Genomic DNA, 22,294 nt, shown 5'->3' with positions numbered 1-22,294 from the left:
TTGACTTAATGCGGGTCTTGGATTCGTTTGAACATCCTTTCCATATCCGAATTGGTAAAGTGAATCAATACTGGACGGCCATGGGGACAATTGAAAGGATTTTCGCATCGTGCCAGATCCTTCAGCAGCACACGTGCTTGTGCTTCATTCAAATAATGGTTGGCTTTAATCGATCGTTTGCAACTCATCATGATTGCTGTTGCTTCACGGAATTTTTTTACACTCACACTTCCAGTTGTCAGCAGCATATCGATCATCTCCCGAATAATCGATTCTTCTTCTCCATTGGGATACCAAGTAGGATGGGCCCGTACAATAAAGCTGTTTTGACCAAATTCTTCTAAATAAATCCCTGCATCTTCTAGCAAGTGTTTTTGCTCTTTTAATTTCAAAGCATCACTGTTTGGATAGTCTAACACAAATGGAACAAGCAATTCTTGCAGATCATCAGATACTTCCCCAATTTTTTCCCGGAAATATTCATACTTAATGCGCTCTTGGGCAGCATGCTGATCAATGATGTACAACCCATCGCTACTTTGGGCAAAAAGATACGTTCCGTGCATCTGTCCAAAATATTCCAACTGAGGAAAACGTTGTACTGGTTTTTCCGTTTCTAATTTCTTGATGGCTTGTTCTAATGTTTTGTCGTTTCCTTGAGTGAAATCAAATTCAGGATGGAGCGCCAATTCTTCCTCGTAAATCTTTTCATCCTCTTCTACGGATTTATCTGCTTGTTCTTCATTTGTTTTCTCCATGTTATCCACAATGGGAAATTCTTTCTTTTCAGATTTTTCCACTGTTTTTTCTACAAAGTTATCAACATTTTCACCAAACTTATCCACCGTTTTCGCTGTTTTTTCTGGATAAGTGGTGTTTTCTTCAGAAAAACCAGAATAGTTTTCAACATTTTCCACAGACTTATCAACAATTCTGTCAACAAATGTGTTCTTTGGTTCTTCTACGAAAAAGGTTCCTGTCTCTCGATCAAAATTCAAACTACTTGGCTTTTTAGGTTTTTCTTCTTCAAAAGCGTAGGACAAATCGATTTCGATTTGTTCTGTTTTAGGCTGATCGGGTACTTTTTTCTTAAACCGTAGATTATCCGCTGCACTTGGAATCAGATTTTCTTGAGACAATGCTTTTTGAATGGCGTTACTAATTAGCTCTGTTAGTTCTTTTTCCTTCGACAGCCGGACTTCCTGCTTCGTCGGATGAACATTTACATCTACTAAAAGCGGGTCCATTTTGATTTCCAATACAGCAATAGGGAAACGACCGACCATTAATTTTGACCCATAACCTGCAACGATTGCTTTATTCAAGGAAAAGTTCTTGATAAAACGTCCATTGATGATCGTCGATAAGTAATTCCTACTGGCACGAGTCACCTCAGGCAATGAAACATAGCCAAATAACTCAAAATCTAGATCTTTTCCTTCGATTTTCAGCATTTTTTTTGCGGTAGATAATCCGTAGATTCCCGCAATTGTTTGTTTCAGATCGCCATTTCCAGCAGTTGCCAGCATTTTGTTTCCATCATGTACTAAACGAAAAGCAATTGTTGGGTGACTTAATGCCAGACGATTGACGATGTCCCCGATGTTTGCTAATTCTGTGTGCAGTGTTTTCACGTATTTCAAGCGGGCTGGTGTATTGAAGAACAGGTTGCTGACGGTAATCTTCGTTCCTTGACGCAGTGGTGCTGGTCGATGCTCAATAACTTCTCCGCCTTTCAGCGACAGATAGGTGCCTTGTTTTTCTTCCTGATTTGCCGTTTCCAGAGTCATTTCAGAAACCGAGGCAATACTTGGCAAAGCTTCACCGCGAAATCCAAGCGTTCGTATGCGAAAAAGATCGTCGCGATTATGGATCTTACTTGTCGCATGCCTCTTGAAGGCATTCTCTACGTCGTCTGCCAAAATGCCTTCTCCGTTATCAATCACTTGGATCGTCCGCAGTCCTGCTTCTTCAACTAAGATATCAATCTGAGTACTGCCGGCGTCAATTGCATTTTCCACTAATTCTTTCACAACGGAAGCTGGTCGCTCCACTACTTCTCCCGCAGCGATCTGATTAGCTAAACGTTCAGATAATTCTTGGATTTTGGCCATCGATATCCGCCTTCTTCCTACAGTTGTTTTTGTAATTCATATAATGTATTTAGTGCATCCATTGGCGTCATTTCTAGTAAATTTATTTGCTTCAGTGATTCAATGACTTCTGTTTCATTTTCGGATAATTCACTGAATAAAGAAAGCTGTTGGTTTTCTTCTTTTACACGGTCTTGTATATGGTCTTGATTTACTTTTTCTGCAGGTGGTTTTATTTGCTCCTGTTTGGCTGTTTTAGTCTTCTCTTCTATTTCAGCTGGAACAGTATGGTGTCCGTTATCACCATTTTCTAGCGTATGCAGGATATCTGCTGCTCGTTCTAGTAGATTGGAAGGCAATCCTGCGATCTTTGCCACATGTATGCCATAGCTTTTATCCGCAGGTCCATCCATCATTTTATGCAAGAAGACAACTTCTCCGTCTTTTTCAACGGCTCCAACATGGACATTTTTAAGCTGCGGAAGTTCTTTCTCAAGTACCGTCAGTTCATGATAATGAGTAGAAAAGAGTGTTTTTGCTTGTACATGACGATGGATATACTCGATGATTGCTTGGGCCAACGCCATTCCGTCATAGGTTGCTGTTCCTCGCCCTAGTTCGTCAAACAAAATCAAACTGTTTGGCGTAGCATAACGCAGGGCTTGATTGGCTTCCATCATCTCTACCATAAAAGTACTTTGTCCAGCAATTAAGTCGTCACTTGCACCGATTCGGGTAAAAATCCGATCAAAAATAGGTAAAACTGCTTGTTTTGCCGGAACGAAACAGCCCATTTGCGCCATCAGAACAGTTAATGCCAACTGTCGCATATACGTACTTTTACCAGACATATTCGGTCCTGTAATCAGCAAGATCATTTCGTCTTCTGCCATTTCTACGCTGTTAGGGATATATTCCTGATGTCCTAATACTTTTTCTACTACAGGATGTCGTCCGTCTTTGATCAGAAGCTGATGCTTGTCACTGACAAGTTCTGGCCGAACATACTGATAGCGTTCGCTGATCGTTGCAAAACTTTGTAGCACATCTGCTGCACTGATTGCTTTTGCAAGTACTTGTAGCGGCTGGATAGCCTTTTTGACTTCTTCTCTCACAGCTAAAAACAACTGATATTCTAAATCAACAGATTTTTCTTCTGCTTCGAGTATTTGTGTCTCCAATTCTTTTAGTTCTGGTGTGATGAAACGCTCTGCATTTGCTAAAGTTTGTTTTCGTTCATACTTCTCCAGTTCTGCATTTCCAAGATTTGCTTTTGTAATTTCTATATAATAACCGAAAACGCGGTTAAATCCGATTTTTAAGTTCTTGATTCCTGTTTCTTGACGCTCTTTTGCTTCAAGTTCTGCCAACCATTTCTTTCCGTTTCTCATAGCAGAACGGTACATATCGAGCTGCTCATTGAATCCATCTTTGATGATGTTTCCTTCCGTTATTTGTAACGGCGGATCATCTTGGATAGCTTGGTCGATCAATTGGACGAGATGGTCCATCGGCTGCATTTCTGAAAGCAGACTTTGCCATTGACCTTGATCGATTCCTTCAATCAACCCTCTGATCATTGGCACTTGTTCTAAAGAAGTTTTCAGCTGGATCAAGTCTCGCCCATTGACATTACCGAAAGCTACTCGACCTGCTAGGCGTTCCAGATCATAGACTTTCGTTAATGCTGACTGCAAATCGATACGTTCAAAATAGCTGTCTAGCAAAGAAGCGACCATTTCTTGTCTTGCTTTAATTTGTTTTGCCTGGATAAGCGGACGGTCTAGCCATTGTTTTAGTAAACGGCCACCCATTGCTGTTTTTGTTTCATCTAACAACCATAGAAGAGTGCCTTGCTTTTTCCCAGTCCGAATAGATTGGCTTAATTCTAGGTTGAATTTTGAATAATAATCCATTTTCAAAAAATGATCTGGTTGGTATTCTACTGCTTTTTGGATATGAGCTAAACTCCGCTTTTGTGTCACCGATAAATAAGTCAATAGTTTGCCGGTTGCTTCTTTTTCCAGCGGATCGACTAGTTCGCTTGTCAAAAAGCTAAATTCCGCGTTTTCTTCCATCTCATTTTGTTGAGAAAAGACTAGCCCTAAACGCCCGCTTAGCTGTTCACGAAGGGTATCAGTGATCTCACTGCCTAATACGAGTTCTTTTGTCTGCAATGCAGAGGCTTCATTTAAAACAGCTTCTTCATCATGCAACCGAGCCGTCTTCAATTCTCCCGTACTTAAATCGGCATAAGCAAAGCCAAATTCATTTCCTTGACTAACTACAGCTGTTAAAAAATTGTTGTCTTTTGCCGACAATCCTTTGCTGTCCATGACTGTACCAGGAGTGACTAGCTGGATCACTTCGCGCTTGACCATCCCTTTAGTCGTCTTTGGATCTTCTACCTGCTCGCAAATCGCTACTTTATAGCCTTTTTCAATCAAGGCATCGATATATCCTTGTGCTGCATGGTGAGGTACACCGCACATAGGAATAGGTTCTTCTGCATTTCGATTTCTGCTCGTCAACGTTAATTCCAAAAGCTGTGACGCTTTGATCGCATCTTCGTAAAATAGTTCATAAAAGTCTCCTAAACGATAGAACAAAAAAGCATCTTGGTATTGGGCCTTGATGCTTAGATATTGTTCCATCATAGGAGTATTTTTAGTTTTTTGAGGCATGTTTTTCCTCCTCTATTTGTCCATTGATTTCTTCTTGTATCATAGTTGTTAAATGATGAAGCAGATCATCTGCTTCCAACAGCTGTTTTCTATAAGCTACAACAAGCGGATGCTGATCAAATTCTTGCATGAATTGATCCGCTTGTTTGATTGCTTCTTGTTCTGCTGCTGGTTTGTCATAGTGGGCAAAATGAACAGCATCTTTTTGCGCTTGTTTGATTTTTTCTCTCAACTCAGCTAAATACTGGTTTTGCTGGATCTTTTCTTCAAGTTCTTTGTAGCGAATGATCGTTTCATTCTCTCTTAAAAGTTTTGTCAGTTTCCTTACTTCTTTTTGAATTTCCGGCTCCTGCTGCAAAAAACTGCCTCTCTTTCTACTCCATGAACGGTCGATCATCGTTGATCTGAATCAGCTGGATTTCTTTTGCATGACCTGTCGTATCATCCAATTCCAAGATACAGCCGCTTAAAATCGATCGGCCTTGTTCCACAACTTCAAAACGTTTTGGTAATGCGGTCAGAAACTTTTCGATTACAGGTTCTCTGCGCATACCCAAAATACCATCATAGGGACCTGTCATCCCAACGTCTGTCAGATACGCTGTTCCTCTTGGCAAAATTCGCGCATCATTTGTCTGAACGTGTGTATGTGTACCGACCACTGCTGAAACTTTCCCATCTAAAAACCAGCCCATTGCTTGTTTTTCACTTGTTGTTTCTCCATGAAAATCTACAAAAATGATCGGCGTACGTTTTCTGGCTTCTTCTACCAGCTCATTCATTTTACGAAAAGGATCATCCAAGTCCACCATAAAAGAACGAGCCTGCATGTTGATCACTGCCAGTTCGACTTGGTTCACTTTGACAAAGACCATCCCTTGTCCAGGCGTCCCTTCCGGAAAATTTGCCGGACGAACCATCTTTTTAGCTTCATTTACAAACTCAAAGATTCCGCGGTTGTCCCACGTATGATTCCCCATCGTCACGACATCTACGCCGTCTTGCAAAAATTTTTTATAGATTTTTTCTGTGATTCCACGTCCAGAAGCGGCATTCTCACCATTTACAATCGTTACTTGCGGACGGTACTTCTTCTTCAATCTAGGAAGATATTCAGTAATCATCTCTCGTCCCATTGAACCTACTACATCACCAATAAACAATACCCGCACACTAAATTCCTCTTCTCTTTTAACATCACTCTATATTATAGTTGTTTTCAATAAGAAAGAAAAGGTCAAACAAAAGGAACTCTTTCCTGGTATTTCTTAGTTTTGAAAAATAAAATAAAAAAATGGGACTATGACAAACATCTTGTCACAGTCCCATTTCCCGAATAAACGTTGTTTCATCTACTTCTTCAGAAATAAGCCATAATTTTACAAAAATTTGAGAAGCAATTTTCGTAAATCCCTTCTTATTTCTTGAAACTGACCACTTCTGTCACGACCTCTTCCTTAAACGGTGTTCAAAAGCTTGCATCTGCGGTAATAAGCCCAGAAAAACGAAAAATAGGAGGAGCTATTTTTGTTTGGCTGGGCTTATTACTTGATGCAGAACAGCTTTTTCACAACCTCTTTTAAATCACGCTTAACTCTTTCAATGCCTTCCAAATTCCATCCTGATCGTTTGTATCAGTGACCATCTTAGCTTCTGCTTGTACTTCTGGCACAGCATTCCCCATAGCTATCCCAATTCCTGACATGCGCAACATTTCACGGTCGTTTTGTCCATCGCCAAAGCTGATGATGTCTTCATGAGGGATGCCTACTTGTTCTGCTAAGTGCAGAATTGTCGCTGCTTTAGAACCATTTTTAGGTACGACATCTACACTGTTCTCATGCCAGCGGACAAATCGAATTTTATCATATGAAGAGAACTTCCCATCATATGTTTGATCGAAAAATGCTAACGCTTGGTATATTTCTTGTTCCTCTGCAAAAAACTGATCTAATTCAGGCAAGACAGCACCGAAAGAATGCATCGCTTCTTCCATCACCGTTACATCATTGGAAGAAGAACGCTTGATATTGTCTAAGCTGACAAAAGCTGTATCGATCTGCTCATGATGCGCTTCTTGAACGAACGCATCCAACTGGTCGCGATCTAGTAAATTCTTATATACTTGTTCATGGTCTAAAAAACCGGCCGCTCCATTACATAAAATGTAGTTCGTAAAATCAAGATCGCGAATGATCTCTTGCGCATGAAATCGGCTCCGCCCTGTAGCAATCGTGACCAGATGACCGGCTTTGCGTAATTTTTCCAATGCTTCTCTCGTGCTATCTAAAGCTTGTTTGTTTGAATCTAACAACGTTCCATCAATATCAAAAGCAAATAATTTGCGTCTCATCTCTTGTCGTCTCGCTTTCTTATAAATACTTACTTGCCTCTCGAACAGCTAACTTACTCAAATCTGTTGTCAGCTGTCTTTTTACCCAATCGGCATCGGTCTTACTGTAATCGCGTAATGCCCAACCAATTGCTTTTTGGATAAAGAATTCCTTTGTTTGACGATCTTCGTCTATTGCTCGGATCAATAGTCCTGTGTCTGTTTGCTGTTTATAACCTAATTGCAACGTGATTGCTATTCGACGTAGCCAAAAATCTTCCTTTTTTTCAAACAATTGAAAGACTTCTTCACGCTGCTCTGGGTAGGCTTTACACCATGTGCTGTATACTTTTCTCCAAGAGTCGATGCTGTCCCACCATTCTTTTTTCTGAACTAGTGGCAACAATACGACTAAGTCTTCAAATGTAAGCCGTTTGATGTTTTTCTGGACTAAATCGATCGCTACATACTGATACTCTCTTTCGATTTGTTCATAATAATAATAAACAAAAGCTAAAACTTCAGAAATAGATAAATTTTTGCTCTCATCCAGTAACGGTTGTTGTAAAAGAGCGCGTTCCGGCTTAGGTACTCCAGCAAAGGAAAAAAGATTTTTCATGTACTTTTCCATTTGTAACGCTTTTTCCTCATTTTTTGGAAAAACTAAAACTTCCATGGCACTTCCCCTTTAATGAACGACTTTTTAGTCCACATAGGATGATTTTGACTGATTCAGCCAAGCATATCCCAGTCCCATTACTAAACCGCCACCAATATAATTTCCTGCCAAAGCAAAAAACAAATTATGTAACACATTGCTGACTGTCATTCCATCCGTCTGTCCTTGAGAAGCAAAGTAAGCAAGCGTAAAGGCAGGAAAATTCGCTATCACGTGTTCATATCCTAAAAAAGCAAAAATGAAAATGATGAATACGACTGTGATCACTTTCCCGGCATCCTCTTTCATCCGCATGCTGATCAGTACAGCGGTATTGACAACGATATTCGCAAACATCCCTTCCACCAAAATCGTTGCTGCAGGTTTTGCTAGTTTTACTGCTATTGATTCTAACATAAAGTTGTCCAACGTTAAATCTTGAAATGGCGTAGTCATAGAAATAAGAAATCCACATAATATACCGCCAATCATATTGAAAAAAATACAGGCAAATAGAATCTTGGCTGCCTTACTTAAAGCAAGTCTCTGCCGAAAAACACCCACGGTCATATAAAGCATATTCGATGTTCCTAATTCGGCGTTCATGTATAGAATCATGACCAGACCCCAGCTGAACATAAATGCGTATAAAATCTTTCCTAGACCATGCGCGATATCTTCCCACTTCATCGCGATCGCAAATGCCACAGCCGTTCCTAAAGTCAAAAACAAACAGGCGAGAACCGCTCGAACAGCGTAACGTGAAAAACTGTTTTCAAAAAGATTCGCCTTCTTTTCAATTGAAGCATCGATTTTCTCAAATAATGGTGATACCGGATTCATTGATTTTCTCCTTAAACTTCCTTCGCTTTTTTCCATTTGCACATACCCTCTCATTTTATAAAGACAGCCTAGGTTTGTAAAGCGTTTTTATGTACTAATTATCTTGACATTCATGGATGATCTATCATATACTGTAATTTGTGTAAAATAATGCAGCAGAAAAATAATAACTCATCCCTAGTTTGTTGCCCCGTCTCGGGTTCGATTGTGTAACCGCGGCTGCAAAGGTGAAGATTGAAGAACAAACTATATGATTATGAATTTTTCAACGGATTATTTTACTCCAAAAACTTATATTCATTGGAGGAAATTTTAATGTCTCGTTATACAGGACCATCATGGAAAATTTCTCGTCGCTTAGGCATCTCATTGTCAGGCACAGGAAAAGAATTAGCACGTCGCCCTTACGCACCAGGTCAACATGGACCTAACAGCCGTGGCAAACAATCAGAATACGGCATGCAATTAACTGAAAAACAAAAACTTCGTCACATGTACGGAATGAACGAACGTCAATTCCGTAACTTGTTCGTAAAAGCTAGCAAAATCAAAGAAGGTAAACATGGTGTTAACTTCATGATCTTACTAGAACAACGTTTAGACAATGTTGTTTACCGTTTAGGACTTGCAACGACTCGTCGTCAAGCACGTCAATTAGTTAACCATGGTCACATTTTAGTTGATGGCAAACGCGTTGATATCCCTTCATACCACGTAGAAGTGGGTCAAGTGATCTCAGTTCGTGAAAAATCACAAAACATCGTAACAGTAAAAGAAGCTGTAGAAGCAACTGTTGGACGCCCAGCATTCGTAAGCTTTGACGCTGAAAAATTGGAAGGTTCATTGACTCGTTTACCAGAACGTGACGAACTATATCCAGAAATCGACGAAGCTCTTGTCGTTGAATACTACAACCAAAGCTTATAATTTCAAAAGCTTTCTTGAAAAAGACCGCTATCTATTGGATAGCTGGTCTTTTTTTATATTTTCTATTTACAAAGTAATCACTTTGTTTTACAATTTCGTTAACCAAATAAAAATATTAAGTTAACGAAAAGAGGGCATTATGAACCGAACATTGAAAGAATTAATACTTGCTGCGGAATTTGCCGCGATTATTTCTGTCCTTTCTCAGATGACCATTCCTTTTGGCTTGGTTCCTTTGACGGGGCAAACATTTGCTATTGGATTAACAGCAACTTTTCTCGGAAGAAAACTAGGATTGATATCTGTTGTAGTTTATCTTTTACTTGGCTTGATTGGTCTTCCTGTATTTTCAGGGATGACTGGAGGTATAGCTGTTTTATTTGGGCCAACTGGCGGATATTTGATTGGATTTCTCTTACAAACGTGGATAACTAGTTGGATGATCGAAAGAACGGATGCTCATTACTTATATGCAATCTTTGCCAATCTAATGGGCTCTCTTGCTGCATTGATCTGCGGAACGATCTGGCTGAAAATAAGTGGTGATCTTACTTTTACAACTGCATTTGCCAGTGGACTACTGCCGTTTTTACTGCCGGAAGCAATCAAGGCAACTGGAGCAGCTTATATCGGTATCTTGATGAAAAAACGGCTAAATCGATTTCTTCATACAAATTAATAAAAAAAGCAGCATGGAAGAAGACTCAAAGTCTCTTCCACGCTGCCATATTTTAAATTAAACAGATCTTTATTTTGACAAATCCACTTTTTTACCGATCCAATAAATAATTATCCCACCGACAATCATTGATGCCAATTCTCCTAAAGCAATCACCCACCAATTCAAGAAAAAAGGTAGTTGATATAAAATCGTTAGCTGACCAGCTACTGTAAACATGGAAAAAGCAAATACGCATGCTGTCACAGCCATTTTGATTTTCATGTTTTTGATGCGACTAGTGATTTTATAGTTGATAAGCAATACAAGCAGCGTGCTGACGCTTCCTACTACAACATCTATCAGTCCAAGAGGAGAAGCCATATTAGCCAAAGCTACTCCCGCTGTTACCGCGACGATGTATCTTTTGTTATACAAGGACAGATAGTTGAACATCTCCGAGAGACGAATCTGAATCACTCCAAAGCTAAAGACAGACAAAACCAGCGTCACTGCCACATATAAACCAGTGACTAGCGCCATCCGAGTCACATCTGTCGTTGTCCAGCGTTTGGCTGAACGGGTATTATTTTTTTCCATGTTCTATTTCTCCTTTGCAAGATAATTTTATCTTGGTAATGACTGCGACCAAAGGATGGGAAGAAAATTCCAACTGAAGTGCCGCAGAAGGTAGTGAAAAAGCTGCCCTGCAACAAGTAATAAGAATAGTCAAATAAAAATAGCTCCTTATATTTTTCATTTGGCTGGACTTGTTACCGCAGTTGCAAGCTTTTGAACACCGTTTATATCAAAAGGTCGTGAAAAGCCGCTTAGTTTCGAATATTAACGATTATTAAAAAGAATTTTTTGAACTGGCTGTTCGGCATCGAATGTCGGGAACAGTCATCGACTTTCTTTTATCATCAACCGTTGTTTCTCTCTTTAGTTTTATCATACAGAAGCTTGAAAAAAACACAAGGTTATTTTAACAACCATCCGCCATCGATTGGGATGATCGTTCCTTGTATGTAGCTTGCTTGAGGAGAGGCAAGAAATAACGTCAGCTCAGCTACTTCTTCCGGCTGTGCCCATCGCTTGACTGGTGTTTCATTTGCGACCCACTCAGCCATCTCACCTTTCCCTTCAAAATCAGCCGCATTCATTGGTGTTTGGATGGCTCCTGGAGCAATTCCTTTTACTCGGATACCCTGTCCTGCGTAATCCAGAGCGAGTTGTTTGGTAAATCCGACGATTGCATGTTTCGCACTTGTATAAGCGATCCCACCTCCGCCAGCAACCAAACCCGCAATCGAAGCCATGTTGATGATTGTTCCGCTTTTTCGGCGGATCATATCAGGAAGGATGATTTTTGTCAGCTGATACATGCTTTTCACATTCGTCTCATAAATAAGATCCCACAGCGATTCGTCAGTTTCCATCAATGGTTTGTAGGCATCCAATATCCCCGATGTATTCAGTAAAATCGTAACTTCACCAAAACGATCCTGGCATTTCGATACCGCTTGTTGGAGTTCTTTCATTTGTCGAACATCACCTAGTGCGTAGGCAAAAGTTTCAGGAAATCGCAAAGAGAGTTCTTCCATTTTACCGAACTTTTGATCTAATCCAAATACAAAAGCATCTTGTTCAAGAAACGCTCGGGCTTGCGCAGCACCAATTCCAGAAGCAGCTCCTGTGATAAATACAACCTGTTTAGCTAGATCTGGATACTGGTTTTTCATTCTACGATCGCCCAATCATCTGCTAAAATATCACAAACTGTAGGAGCGAAGCTGGAAAAACCTTCGTCACTTGTTTTGATCAATAAGTAAGGTGTCACTGGACAGCCATCAAATTCATCATCGGATACGAGAACAACATAAAGTTCAAATCCACTCCATCCTTTACGAATAATCTTTGCACCTTTTTTCAATTCTGGTAAAATTTCTTCAAATGTCATCTTTTTTCTCCTTCTTTGTTATTGTTTTAATAGTTTTTTTTTTGAATCATTTCAAATTTTTGAGATAGTTGGATGTAATCAATTAATTTTAGTTCTTCGGTCACAATAAAATAGTCAAGATCCGCCCATGGTTTGCGGTGGACTTTACTTGTCGAAATCAGAAGATCAACTTCTCTCCCCCGATAATCTGTTGGCAGAAAAATCAGCTGATACTCATTACGGAAAAATGTCCGTAATCCCTCCTCTAACAGTTGCTCTTCAAATAATGGGAAATCTGTCATTAAAAGGATCGTGATCTTTGGAAGCTGTGGAGTAAAGGCTCCTAATGTTTTAAACACAGTCAGATACCGACCCATCAAAAACGCATGATTTTTAAATGCCAGATGATTGGGATGTTTGTGTCTACTTTCAAAAAAATGTACGAGCCATTGTTTCAATTCCTTGTTTTCAATAACTAAATGATTAATAAAATCACTACTATTGCCATCAATCGTTTCTTTCGCATTAGGAAAAAGATAGGCGAAAAAATGACTGCTGAATAAATAGTTTTCTGCCTCGAAGGTTAGATTTTCTGCTGGCAGCCCCTGCTCTTCCTGATAAAGAGAAAGAGCGGCTTTTGCTTCTGAAAGGGCTGTAAAGGGCGGTGTTTTTGCTTGTTGATGAAAATCAAAAATTTTCTTCCGTATCTTAGGATCACTATAATATTCTTCACGAGTCATCAGTACAAGAAATAATGCGCCTAACTCGTCTTCTACTTGAAAATAATTAGGAAATACCGGCTCCATGACTTGGCAAAATCGCTGGAACAACAGATTGTCAGAAATCAGCCGTCTTTTTTTCTCATTCAATACAACATAATGCTTCTGTGATTTTCTTAAAAAAAAGGCACCTAGCATATATTCCAATCGTCTTTTTTTGATCTCGTTCAGACGAACATTAAAAAAAGCCATGATATGTTCTGCCATATTCTTTACGTCCATTTGAGAAATCGTTTCAAATGGCCAGATTTTCCCTCGAAACAACTGCCAGAATGTCATATGCAAGTAAAGTCGAATGATTTCTTCTTCGCCTTGAGCGATATATGTACCTCGTTGCAGCCGAATTCCGTAAGTTTGCAGTTGCTGTTTCCATTCATTGATTTTTCGATGAGCAGTAGATTCACTAATGTAATGCTTTTGCGCAAATTGGTACATTGTATGGAATTCTTCAAAAAAAATGTCGTGCAGCAACTGGAATTTCAGCGTACTTTGCACGAGATAGATCAAAAAACGCTCATGTTCAATTGAATCGAGCGTATCATAAAAGTTATAACCAGAACGGTGATTTTTTGTAAACAAAGGGTGTGTCTTACCGCTAAACTGCTGATAGTTTTTAGACAGCTCGTTCAGGTATTTCGACACGCTGCGGGCATCCAGCTGAACAACTTGCGCTAATTGTGCAGCGGTATGCCAAGCTTGATCCTCAAAACTTTCTAGGAGGAGAATCTTATAATATAGATCTTTATCAAATTGTTTAAGATACTCGGAAGACAAATACACGTCTTTCCCTCCTTTTTTATGCTCGAACGTTTTGGTTATTGTAGCATAAAATAGTGGTTTTCGCATCAAAACAAGCCAGCAAAAGGCTGAAAGAATAACGGTAGCAATAAAACGGTCAATATTCCGTTGACGCATATCGCAAGTCCGGAAATGATTCCTTCTATTTCGCCAATCTCGATTGCTTTTGCTGTACCAATAGCATGAGAAGTACTTCCTAACGCCACACCGCGAGCAACTGGACTTTCGATCTTGAATAGGCGGAAAATATGAGTGGCGATCAGCGAACCAAAAATACCTGTAGAGACAACAATAGCAAGTGTCACGGCATTCACCCCGCCCATCGTATGAGATAAATCGACAGAAATAGCCGTCGTTACAGATTTAGGTAGTAATGAGATCACCATCTCTTTATGAAGAGAGAAGAAGTAACCGAACCCTACACTAACCAAGCAATTTGCGACTATCCCTGCTAAAATCGCAGCCATTACAGGATAAAAATTCTCTTTCAGTAAACGGAAGTTTTTATAAAGAGGGATGGCAAGTGCCACTGTCGCAGGAGTAATCAGCATAGTCAAAAAATTGCCCCCGATATTATAGTCTTTATAGCTGATCCCAGAAAAATGCAAAAATAAGATAATAACAACAATCGATAATACGAGAGGATTCAAAACAGGCAGTTTATATTTCCGCAAAAATTTGTCAGATAATACGTACACTCCTAAAGTCAAACTTAAGCCAAATAATGGATTCACAAAAAACTCAGTCAATTTGATTCTCCTCCATTTCGTTTACAGATACCCTTCCTGCTTTTTTCTTACGGACATAGCCCAGCAAAGCTTCTACACCTTCTGCCGTTTTTCCCGCTGCAACCATCGTGACGATGGAACACACGACGACTGCTCCCAGTAAAACAGGCCATATCGAAGCAATATCATCAAAATATTCCAATAAACCTACACCAGCAGGAACAAATAAAATAGCTAGATTATTCAATAAAAAATCACCAGTTGCTCCGATTTTTTCAGGATCAACAAGATGCATTTCAAATGCTAAAAATAAAAAAAGAATACCTAAGATACTTCCAGGAATAGGTAAATGAGCAAAAATCCGTATGCCTTCTCCTAATACAGAAAAGAAAATAATAATGAAAAACTCTTGAAAAAATTTCATCAAACAACACTCCTTACGTATAGCTTTCATTTTACTAACAAACCTTTTCTGAAAGTTTCAAAACATGCTGTTTCTAAGATACAATTTTTGAGAAAAAAAACGTTTTTTTTTTGGTATATTTATAGTTAAGCTTGGTGATTTGTGGAGAACTTTTAAAAAGAGTTGGAGTTTTACTGTTGGTCTGGTTTCTTATAAGTAATGGAATTCATTTTTTTATTCACATTTGTTAAGACTGCAGAAATCCTTCCGACACGAAACACTGCACCGATGCTTTTCGTGTTGATGTTTCTTTTTTTTTGCATTTTTATAACTTTTGGAGGTATTTATGGATTACTCACTAATGACCCGTCTTGCGGCGGAAATGATTGGTACAGCATTACTAATCGTTCTAGGTAACGGTGCTGTAGCAAACGTAGATTTAAAAGGTACAAAAGGATATGGCAGTGACTGGATGCTGATTGCTGTCGGGTATGGATTCGGGGTTATGATGCCAGCAATGATTTTTGGTGGAATCAGCGGTAACCACATCAACCCAGCATTTACAATTGCTTTAGCATCTAATGGTCTATTCCCTTGGGCTGAAGTTGTTCCTTATATCATTGCACAATTGATTGGTGCAGCGATTGGACAATTGATCGTAGTAGCTTGTTACAAACCTTACTACGACCAAACAGAAGACGTGAACCATGTGTTAGGTACATTCTCAACAATCAACAGCGTTGGTTCTAAATTCAATGGTTTCGTCAATGAATTCTTTGGTTCATTCGTTTTATTCTTTGGTGCCCTAGGTATTACAAAAGCACCATTCTTCCAAGATAATCTTGGTACAGCTCACTTAGCACTCGGTTTCCTTGTATGGACATTAGTTGCTTCACTTGGTGGTCCTACAGGTCCTGGACTAAACCCAGCCCGCGACTTTGCTCCACGTCTTGTACACGCACTTCTTCCATTGAAACATAAAGGTTCTTCTCAATGGGGATATGCATGGGTACCAGTTGTAGCACCTATCTGTGCTGGTGTCGTAGCAGTATTCTTATATAAATTATTATTTATGGCTTAATCAAAAGCTAAATAAAAAAACTTGGTACAGCGATTGCGTACCAAGTTTTTTTATTTTTAGAAAAAGCAGTCGGACTTTCTAAAAGAAGTTCACTATTCGATCCTGTCGATGATTTCTTCAGGAAAATCGTCTATTTGCTTGTCAATTTTGCTGTCTTTGTATTTCTCTTCTTGGATAGTCAACAAAATCTTTGTAAGATTCCCCCAGTCTACTGCTCTTGGCGGATCGAGCCAAACCACTACTTGAGATGCACTTTCTTCATATAGATTATTCCTATTCGTGATTATAACATCCGGGAACTCAGGCTTTCCTGCCTCTATCACTTCCGTGTTCAGATTAATGTACAAGCTTAAATTTTTCTTGATAAATTGATTATAGGCAGCACCATAAGAAAAATCGATGATGATCTTTACTGGTTCAGAAATCAGTTGAATGGGTATGTGATTGATCAATAATAATAAATAACTGAAAAAAAGAAAAAATTTATCTTGAAGCAACTCTTTGCGTTTTGACGTTAGATCATTTATATACTCTATCAAATAGCAATAAAATGCTGGATAGTTTTCTCTAAAAAAAGAAACATCAAGTGGAAATTCATCAGCTTTATTAATAGTGTAATGCAAAAGTTTAAAATGTATTTTGGTTAACTCTCTTCGGATCAATTGGCTCGTCTCTTCTCGCAACAGATTAAACTGATTTTCAAAACTTTCAATGAATCGTTCATTCAACCATTCGATTGTTTCATCTTCATTTTTTCTCAAGTATTTTTGATCCAATTTATCATGAAGATAAAGCCAAGAGAGTGTCTTATTGATAAAAATAACGGATTTTTCTCCTAATACTCCTTTTAAGTGGTAAAATCCTATATCCGAAAAAAATAGCGACTGATTGCTAGCAATATCTAAAGAATCAGCTTGTTCAGCCAACAGGTTGATTGCTAAAAAGTGGAATAATTTCTTTTTTTCATAAGCAGACAGAGGATAATACTGTTTTAAATCTTTTAACATTTTTTCTGTTTTTATAATTATAGGTAGCGTATACAATTCCACAAAACTTATCTCTGTTGAGTTAAAAAGATTATATAAAAAAAGCCGAATGTTTTTAGGATTCCCTGTCAACTTTCTCTTTTCAAAAAAAATTTGATATTTTTTTAGATTTCTTTTTAGTCTTTGTAATACTTTATAAGCCACAGAATAACTCACGTGATGCTGTTTAGCAAAATTTTCTACTGAGATATATTTTTCCTGAAAGAAAGCCAATACCATTTTCATAGATAAAGAATCCGTTATATAACGAGATAACAGAGCTTTGCTAGAACATTTTCCATTAATTTCCAGACATATATCCAATTCACTGACGGTTACTCGCAAATTTTTCTCTAGATCGAACTTTTGTAAATCATGTTTCAGCTTATCGATCGTTTTTTTCAAGAGAAATGTCGATAGCGACAACTCTTCTTGAACATTCGATATTGACTCTGATAAATTTGAGCTTGCTTCTAAATATTTAAGTAATGAATAACTTCTGTGATCTTCTTTGCTTAAAAAAAACTCATAATTCATTAGTCATCAGCTCTTTCTACGTATATTACTTTCCATGCATTCACCAACTAGCTGGGGATAAAACTGATTTCCTGGATCCGAGTCACTGTTGTCAGCGATTCTTGTTTGTATAATATACATCGTCCTGTCTTTTTTTTAACATTTTGGAGAGCGTTTTATTTGGCCTTTCTCGCGATCAAACCTGTTATAAGAATTATATCATTTACTAGTATGCATTTTTATTAATAAAATGGTATATTTTATATTGTTATAAAAAGAGCCCAACCATCCTACAATAATAAAAATTTACTATTTGTTATCTTAACCTTACTTTTCTTTCTCTTCTTTTTTTCTCAAAACAAACAAAAGTATGCATAATAAAATAAACAATAAGAAAAGTGAAGCTACTAAGATATAAATCCAATTATTGTCTTTTTTAATCGTAACATCCGTCGTGTTCAATTCCTTGGCTACTTTTCCGTCTATTGTAAAATCTTTTTCAAATACCCATTGATTGGTATAGTTGATCGTAGTATTTCCTTTTTTTCTCGAAAATTTTCCATTTTCATTTTCATTTCCTAAAACAGTCATTGTAAGGTGATATTCACCTGGGGTTAGCGGTTGACCATTTAAAGCAGTTGGAAAAGAAAAATTTGTATTCGGCGCAATCTGCAATCCTTCTTTTTCCTCTTGATATAAAACTTCAGAATGTCCTTTTTTTGTAATTTTTGTTTCAATAACTACTTGATTGATATAGGTTTTTTGATCATTTTGAACGTTTGCTAAGATGACATTTCTTGCATTGATTTGATCTGGTTTAACTTCATGAAGAGTAAGGTTCGGAGCAACTTCGTTCAGTGTCTGTTGCATCAACAAAGCAATAATATAGGTGTATTCATTCTCAATCGATAAGCTTTGATCCTTAGTTTCTGTTTGGTCCTTTTCCGTCTGGATTTCTTGGAATGTGATCCCACCAGCCAATACACCATCAAATCGCTCATTCGGCATCCTGACATGAAAAGCAACGGTTTGGACACTTTTAGGTTTTAGCGTCACTATCTGTGGATAGCTCACATAATCTACCAGATCAAAGATCAGGCTCATGTCTTTTTCAATCTCGTTTTTTCCGTATTCAACCATCACATTTGAATTGGTGGTTGCGCTATTCACAGAAATATCGATTTTCACTTCTTTTTCTGTATCATTTCTCAATTCCGCTTTTACTTCTACTTCCTGATCCGGATCAAGTTGAAGATCGAAGTAAGTTTTTCTCTTGTCGATTTGATTCTCTGAAGTTATCGGCGTCACTGAAAAATTAAATGCACTAGCTGACACTGATATATTGTTAAAAAGTGCCCCTAAAATAACTAGGAGTGTTATAAATAATTGTTGTTTTGGTCTCAAGAAAATCGCTCCTTTAATCATATGTAAGAGAAGACTATAACAAAATCTTGTCTCTGTGGGACACAAGAGCCTATGGTACCTGTGCCCTTCTTGAAACTCAATAATTTTGTTATATTCTTCTCTTCCTGTTAATTTCCTGGGACATCTGCAAGTATCCAAGATAGTTTCCCCTCAAAGGTTCCGATTCTTTGGTTTTCTACAGGAATATCTATTCTGATTCCACGATGAGCTGTAGAATCTAAAAGAGAGGACAAATCGCTTTCACCCTTTTGATCACTTTCGAAAATCGTAACAGCGGATGTCCCTATAACCGTTGTATTTTCAGAGGTAACAAAGGAAAGAGCTTCTGGAAGCTCAAAATCTCCATTTGTAAGAACTTTCTCTTGTTTCAATTGTAATTTCCAACTTCCAAAAGCCCGTTCATCTATAATTTTCAACCCACCTGAAAACTGTCCGAATTCACTTAATGGTCTACTGGATATTTTATGTTTTCCAAAATTGACATATTGAGGAGCAGTTGAGAGATAAAGTTTGCCTTTTCTGTAATAAAAATAGATATCCTCTGTATTTTCGGAGAAGATGCCTTCTGTATTCGCTGAATCCGAGTCAAAAACATACCCTTCAATATCAATAGGAGTTTCTTTATACTTCTCTCCTATTTTCCCAGTGATTGTTTTCATTTCAGCAATATCAATCTGACTGTCTTTATCTTTATAATAAACATGGATATCTATCTCCTTCAGCTTTGCGATCTTTAGGTTTATTTCATTCGATTGCTCAATCAAATTCCCGTTTTCAAGGTATTCAAAATGCATAGTGAGTACTTTTTCAGGAATTACTTCCTGCAAAGTTGTCTCCAATTCGATTATTAACGTATCTCCAGCAATAAAATAATCTGTCAGATTTAGCGTGACTCGATTTCCGGTTATCAAGATATCTTTGGCATCAATTTGATTTCCATTGATCAAGATATGCTCGGGAATAGTTAATTCTTGTGGGAGGTCGATACTAGTCTGCATTTTCTTATATTCAAGAAAATCCCCCTCGACCTTCAATGTATTTCTGATAGTTATCTTATCGTTTCCTCCAGCTTCAGCGATGGCCCCATAATCACTATCGTTGACTTTTACATCAGCTGTTGATGTGACATTCGATGGAAGTCGCGTGACAGCGACAGCATTTTCTTGAAAAAAAGTACCTGTTGAAGAAGTAAACCCCCAATTTACTTCTGTAGAACCAAACTGCCTAATGAGATCAGGTATAATCCGAGAAGAGCGACCGACACCTTCCAAATCATAAGTAAGACTTCTTTGCTCCGCGTCCCATTTAATTATTAACAAGCGCCATGTGCCATTAGAAAGAAATGTAGGAGCTACCGTCACGCCAGTATGCTCTCCAGAATAATTATTATTATTTGGTTTAGGCGTGACAAAAGCGACATGTCCATGCCCTCTATTATCAGCAGTTATCTCTCGATCCATTCGATCAGAAGAACCACTATTTTTATACGTATCAAACTCAATCGAGAGCGCATTCGCAATGTAAGGTTGGCCAGAACGAGTAGAATATGAGCCAATTCCCATACCTGGCGATCCAATAACTTGACTGGGATTACTAGCCATTCTAGGATCGCCAGTCAATGTAAAGGTCATGCCATCTCCCGCTCTATCTCGTTGATTTCCTAAGTATAAATAAGATTTAAATGTAAAATCCGAGAGTAAACTAATCTTCTTATTTGACCAAATAGCTCCTCTTTGAGACCTTTCTGCTGGGTTCAACTGCAGTAACTTCCCATTTTCCAATATGGACGTGCTAGTACCGATAGGTGTTTGAAAAATTTTATCGATAGAAATAATATTGGGATCGTCAGGCAGCTCAACCGCAGAAATTGGTGCATCTTCCAGTCCTTGTTTGTCCGAACCCTCAGCTTCTACGTTGTCAGTGGTCTCTCCACTACTCGAAATACTTAAATCCTCACTGCTTTCTTGTGTCTGGTTGGATTCTATTAAACTGTCGAATGTCGAAGTGAGTTTGCTTTCTTCGTCTCTTCTATTTCCATGCTCCAACTGATTCAATTCCAAAGAGTACCCTATGATCGGAAAGATATTAGTCACTAAGAGACTGCTTAAAATGAGCACGATCCTCCTCTTTTTCAATATATCTTTTCCTCCTGATCGTTAAATTCCTAGATGAACTATTCGTATCCAAACAAATTTAGCCTAGCCTTTGACAATTTTTGCTCGATTACCTCGCAAGACAATATGACTACGTATTTATTTTTAACAGTTCTTTTCAGTAAACTAGTTGTTAGGTGTATCTTCTAATGTCCAAACTAATTTAGTGGAATATTGTTGCGCTAACTTGACAGATTTACCGGGTACCGAAAGCTGTACCGCATCTTGATTTTCATTTTCATTTGCACCAAATCGATAGACCCAAGTCCCCACACCTGTTCCTGATTTAGCATTAATTGCTAACGTATTGTTTCCTCCCGGTGTCAACGTTAATTCAGAATTCACCGTTTGCGGCGTATATGTTGGATCAACCAAAGAAACAGCCTGCCCTTTCGTAAATTTCAGCTGTGCTCCAACTAGTTCATCCCCACTGGCAGTTTTAAACTGTTCTGGTTGAGAGACACTTAATTTCCACCCAGATAAGGTACCTCTCCTATCTGTCACTTGGACATATGTCGGTTTTCTAGACCCATCGTTCATCACATCAGCAGCTGCATAATACGTTTTATCCGCAGTAGAAATTTTTTGAGTCCCAAATTTGAATTTTGATCCATAATCAATCGATAATGCCCCTCCTGTTCCAGGGCTTGGAGGATCTGATGGATCGACAGGTTTATTGGGATCAGGATTCTCTGGATCAACAGGAGGAGTTACACCCTCATCTCCTGCTTCAAATGTAATCGTTCCTTCTGTGTTATATTCCTTTGGGTATACTTCAGTTGCAGAAACAAAAGTCGTACTTGCTACCATGCTGAATAACATCATTGCTGCTGTTAATACGATTTCTTTTTTCATCATTGACATTCCTCTTTCTTTATTTACTAAACATATCAGTCGATTGGATTAATCCATAGCAAAATTCTGTTTTACGATACTTATGAAATAAAAGAACATAGACCTATATTTGGTCCTATGTATCGATTAGTTATAAATGATTATCAGCCCGATTTGATTTCTAGTTTTTATTGCAACTTGATGCAAACACAATCTAGAAATACAGCTGTCATAGCCTTTAAAATAATTCGTAAGTCCCCCTCCTATCTATCAAAATGTGACTTGACTGCCTAGACTTCAATCAATATTAATTATAATTAAATAAAAAATGTATATTATATTTTTTTTTGTGATTATCGTTCAAAAAAAGAATAAACGCTTGCATCTAGTACTCTGCGAGTTACAAATCATCCGATCA

At 38.2% G+C, this 22,294-nt stretch carries 20 protein-coding genes; 3 read left to right on the top strand and 17 right to left on the bottom strand.

Annotated elements, in window-relative coordinates; genetic code table 11:
- Window positions 1–5: 5 nt before the first annotated feature.
- The 7 genes from mutL to IGL31_RS00630 all read right to left on the bottom strand — a co-directional run bounded on the left by mutL (window position 6) and on the right by IGL31_RS00630 (window position 8,664).
- Window positions 6–2,114: a DNA mismatch repair endonuclease MutL gene (gene mutL, locus IGL31_RS00660; protein ID WP_086299937.1), complete on the bottom strand. Its 2,109-nt coding sequence runs from the start codon at window positions 2,112–2,114 to the stop codon at window positions 6–8.
- 17 nt (window positions 2,115–2,131) lie between these two features.
- The gene (gene mutS, locus IGL31_RS00655) at window positions 2,132–4,777 is read right to left on the bottom strand and encodes a DNA mismatch repair protein MutS (RefSeq protein ID WP_010727988.1); all 2,646 of its coding nucleotides are present in this window, start codon (window positions 4,775–4,777) and stop codon (window positions 2,132–2,134) included.
- On the bottom strand, window positions 4,761–5,174 hold the full coding sequence (locus tag IGL31_RS00650; RefSeq protein ID WP_002297923.1) for a YlbF family regulator: 414 nt from the start codon (window positions 5,172–5,174) through the stop codon (window positions 4,761–4,763). Before IGL31_RS00650 ends, mutS begins: the two co-directional genes overlap by 17 nt.
- Window positions 5,152–5,949, bottom strand: a complete 798-nt coding sequence (locus IGL31_RS00645) for a TIGR00282 family metallophosphoesterase (RefSeq protein ID WP_002297139.1) — start codon at window positions 5,947–5,949, stop codon at window positions 5,152–5,154. Before IGL31_RS00645 ends, IGL31_RS00650 begins: the two co-directional genes overlap by 23 nt.
- Window positions 5,950–6,356: 407 nt before the next feature.
- Window positions 6,357–7,130 (bottom strand): Cof-type HAD-IIB family hydrolase, encoded by a 774-nt coding sequence (locus IGL31_RS00640; protein WP_002294261.1) that lies wholly within the window; start codon window positions 7,128–7,130, stop codon window positions 6,357–6,359.
- A gap of 19 nt (window positions 7,131–7,149) precedes the next feature.
- Window positions 7,150–7,785 (bottom strand): DNA alkylation repair protein, encoded by a 636-nt coding sequence (locus tag IGL31_RS00635; protein WP_002294262.1) that lies wholly within the window; start codon window positions 7,783–7,785, stop codon window positions 7,150–7,152.
- A gap of 27 nt (window positions 7,786–7,812) precedes the next feature.
- Complete coding sequence (locus tag IGL31_RS00630) at window positions 7,813–8,664, bottom strand: formate/nitrite transporter family protein (RefSeq protein WP_179189385.1); 852 nt, start codon at window positions 8,662–8,664, stop codon at window positions 7,813–7,815.
- A gap of 261 nt (window positions 8,665–8,925) precedes the next feature.
- Between IGL31_RS00630 and rpsD the strand changes: the two genes are divergently transcribed.
- Window positions 8,926–9,537, top strand: coding sequence for a 30S ribosomal protein S4 (gene rpsD, locus IGL31_RS00625; protein WP_002294265.1), 612 nt, complete (start codon window positions 8,926–8,928; stop codon window positions 9,535–9,537).
- A gap of 139 nt (window positions 9,538–9,676) precedes the next feature.
- Window positions 9,677–10,216: a biotin transporter BioY gene (locus IGL31_RS00620; RefSeq protein ID WP_086299939.1), complete on the top strand. Its 540-nt coding sequence runs from the start codon at window positions 9,677–9,679 to the stop codon at window positions 10,214–10,216.
- 69 nt (window positions 10,217–10,285) lie between these two features.
- Here IGL31_RS00620 and IGL31_RS00615 read toward each other — a convergent pair whose 3' ends face one another.
- The 6 genes from IGL31_RS00615 to IGL31_RS00590 all read right to left on the bottom strand — a co-directional run bounded on the left by IGL31_RS00615 (window position 10,286) and on the right by IGL31_RS00590 (window position 14,863).
- Window positions 10,286–10,795, bottom strand: coding sequence for a QueT transporter family protein (locus tag IGL31_RS00615; RefSeq protein ID WP_002294268.1), 510 nt, complete (start codon window positions 10,793–10,795; stop codon window positions 10,286–10,288).
- Between the two features lie 380 nt (window positions 10,796–11,175).
- On the bottom strand, window positions 11,176–11,937 hold the full coding sequence (locus IGL31_RS00610; RefSeq protein WP_002297929.1) for a 3-oxoacyl-ACP reductase: 762 nt from the start codon (window positions 11,935–11,937) through the stop codon (window positions 11,176–11,178).
- Window positions 11,934–12,155, bottom strand: a complete 222-nt coding sequence (locus IGL31_RS00605; RefSeq protein WP_002290506.1) for a DUF2829 domain-containing protein — start codon at window positions 12,153–12,155, stop codon at window positions 11,934–11,936. The genes IGL31_RS00610 and IGL31_RS00605 overlap by 4 nt, the downstream gene beginning before the upstream one ends.
- Window positions 12,156–12,181: 26 nt before the next feature.
- Window positions 12,182–13,759 carry a helix-turn-helix domain-containing protein gene (locus IGL31_RS00600; protein ID WP_002324286.1) on the bottom strand — a complete coding sequence of 526 codons (1,578 nt, stop codon included), beginning with the start codon at window positions 13,757–13,759 and terminating at the stop codon, window positions 12,182–12,184.
- A complete protein-coding gene (locus IGL31_RS00595) occupies window positions 13,759–14,460 on the bottom strand; it encodes an LrgB family protein (RefSeq protein WP_002294273.1) in 702 nt (233 codons plus the stop codon). The genes IGL31_RS00600 and IGL31_RS00595 overlap by 1 nt, the downstream gene beginning before the upstream one ends.
- Window positions 14,453–14,863 carry a CidA/LrgA family protein gene (locus IGL31_RS00590; RefSeq protein ID WP_002294274.1) on the bottom strand — a complete coding sequence of 137 codons (411 nt, stop codon included), beginning with the start codon at window positions 14,861–14,863 and terminating at the stop codon, window positions 14,453–14,455. Before IGL31_RS00590 ends, IGL31_RS00595 begins: the two co-directional genes overlap by 8 nt.
- Window positions 14,864–15,188: 325 nt before the next feature.
- On the opposite strand from IGL31_RS00590, the gene IGL31_RS00585 reads away from it, so the two are divergent.
- Complete coding sequence (locus tag IGL31_RS00585) at window positions 15,189–15,923, top strand: MIP/aquaporin family protein (RefSeq protein ID WP_002290500.1); 735 nt, start codon at window positions 15,189–15,191, stop codon at window positions 15,921–15,923.
- Between the two features lie 92 nt (window positions 15,924–16,015).
- On the opposite strand, the gene IGL31_RS00580 is transcribed toward IGL31_RS00585, so the two are convergent.
- The 4 genes from IGL31_RS00580 to IGL31_RS00565 all read right to left on the bottom strand — a co-directional run bounded on the left by IGL31_RS00580 (window position 16,016) and on the right by IGL31_RS00565 (window position 21,897).
- The gene (locus IGL31_RS00580; protein WP_002294277.1) at window positions 16,016–17,485 is read right to left on the bottom strand and encodes a helix-turn-helix domain-containing protein; all 1,470 of its coding nucleotides are present in this window, start codon (window positions 17,483–17,485) and stop codon (window positions 16,016–16,018) included.
- 306 nt (window positions 17,486–17,791) lie between these two features.
- Window positions 17,792–18,889: a DUF916 and DUF3324 domain-containing protein gene (locus IGL31_RS00575; protein WP_002311353.1), complete on the bottom strand. Its 1,098-nt coding sequence runs from the start codon at window positions 18,887–18,889 to the stop codon at window positions 17,792–17,794.
- Between the two features lie 107 nt (window positions 18,890–18,996).
- Entirely contained in the window at window positions 18,997–21,024 is a 2,028-nt protein-coding gene (locus tag IGL31_RS00570) for a lectin-like domain-containing protein (RefSeq protein ID WP_002304041.1), read from the bottom strand.
- Between the two features lie 144 nt (window positions 21,025–21,168).
- Entirely contained in the window at window positions 21,169–21,897 is a 729-nt protein-coding gene (locus IGL31_RS00565) for a WxL domain-containing protein (protein ID WP_002347333.1), read from the bottom strand.
- Between the last annotated feature and the right edge of the window lie 397 nt (window positions 21,898–22,294).

The organism is Enterococcus sp. MSG3290 (assembly GCF_050555565.1).
GTDB lineage: Bacteria > Bacillota > Bacilli > Lactobacillales > Enterococcaceae > Enterococcus_B > Enterococcus_B faecium.
Note: the sequence above shows the minus strand (reverse complement) of the source record. Positions and strands in the feature narration are given on the sequence as shown.

Excerpts from the sequence above, each read along its gene's own strand:
- mutL (WP_086299937.1), bottom strand. The coding sequence starts at position 2,114 with ATGGCCAAAATCCAAGAATTATCTGAACGTTTAGCTAATCAGATCGCT.
- mutS (WP_010727988.1), bottom strand. The coding sequence starts at position 4,777 with ATGCCTCAAAAAACTAAAAATACTCCTATGATGGAACAATATCTAAGC.
- IGL31_RS00650 (WP_002297923.1), bottom strand. The coding sequence starts at position 5,174 with ATGATCGACCGTTCATGGAGTAGAAAGAGAGGCAGTTTTTTGCAGCAG.
- IGL31_RS00640 (WP_002294261.1), bottom strand. The coding sequence starts at position 7,130 with ATGAGACGCAAATTATTTGCTTTTGATATTGATGGAACGTTGTTAGAT.
- IGL31_RS00635 (WP_002294262.1), bottom strand. The coding sequence starts at position 7,785 with ATGGAAGTTTTAGTTTTTCCAAAAAATGAGGAAAAAGCGTTACAAATG.
- IGL31_RS00630 (WP_179189385.1), bottom strand. The coding sequence starts at position 8,664 with ATGAGAGGGTATGTGCAAATGGAAAAAAGCGAAGGAAGTTTAAGGAGA.
- rpsD (WP_002294265.1), top strand. The coding sequence starts at position 8,926 with ATGTCTCGTTATACAGGACCATCATGGAAAATTTCTCGTCGCTTAGGC.
- IGL31_RS00620 (WP_086299939.1), top strand. The coding sequence starts at position 9,677 with ATGAACCGAACATTGAAAGAATTAATACTTGCTGCGGAATTTGCCGCG.
- IGL31_RS00615 (WP_002294268.1), bottom strand. The coding sequence starts at position 10,795 with ATGGAAAAAAATAATACCCGTTCAGCCAAACGCTGGACAACGACAGAT.
- IGL31_RS00610 (WP_002297929.1), bottom strand. The coding sequence starts at position 11,937 with ATGAAAAACCAGTATCCAGATCTAGCTAAACAGGTTGTATTTATCACA.
- IGL31_RS00605 (WP_002290506.1), bottom strand. The coding sequence starts at position 12,155 with ATGACATTTGAAGAAATTTTACCAGAATTGAAAAAAGGTGCAAAGATT.
- IGL31_RS00600 (WP_002324286.1), bottom strand. The coding sequence starts at position 13,759 with ATGCGAAAACCACTATTTTATGCTACAATAACCAAAACGTTCGAGCAT.
- IGL31_RS00590 (WP_002294274.1), bottom strand. The coding sequence starts at position 14,863 with ATGAAATTTTTTCAAGAGTTTTTCATTATTATTTTCTTTTCTGTATTA.
- IGL31_RS00585 (WP_002290500.1), top strand. The coding sequence starts at position 15,189 with ATGGATTACTCACTAATGACCCGTCTTGCGGCGGAAATGATTGGTACA.
- IGL31_RS00580 (WP_002294277.1), bottom strand. The coding sequence starts at position 17,485 with ATGAATTATGAGTTTTTTTTAAGCAAAGAAGATCACAGAAGTTATTCA.
- IGL31_RS00575 (WP_002311353.1), bottom strand. The coding sequence starts at position 18,889 with ATGATTAAAGGAGCGATTTTCTTGAGACCAAAACAACAATTATTTATA.
- IGL31_RS00565 (WP_002347333.1), bottom strand. The coding sequence starts at position 21,897 with ATGAAAAAAGAAATCGTATTAACAGCAGCAATGATGTTATTCAGCATG.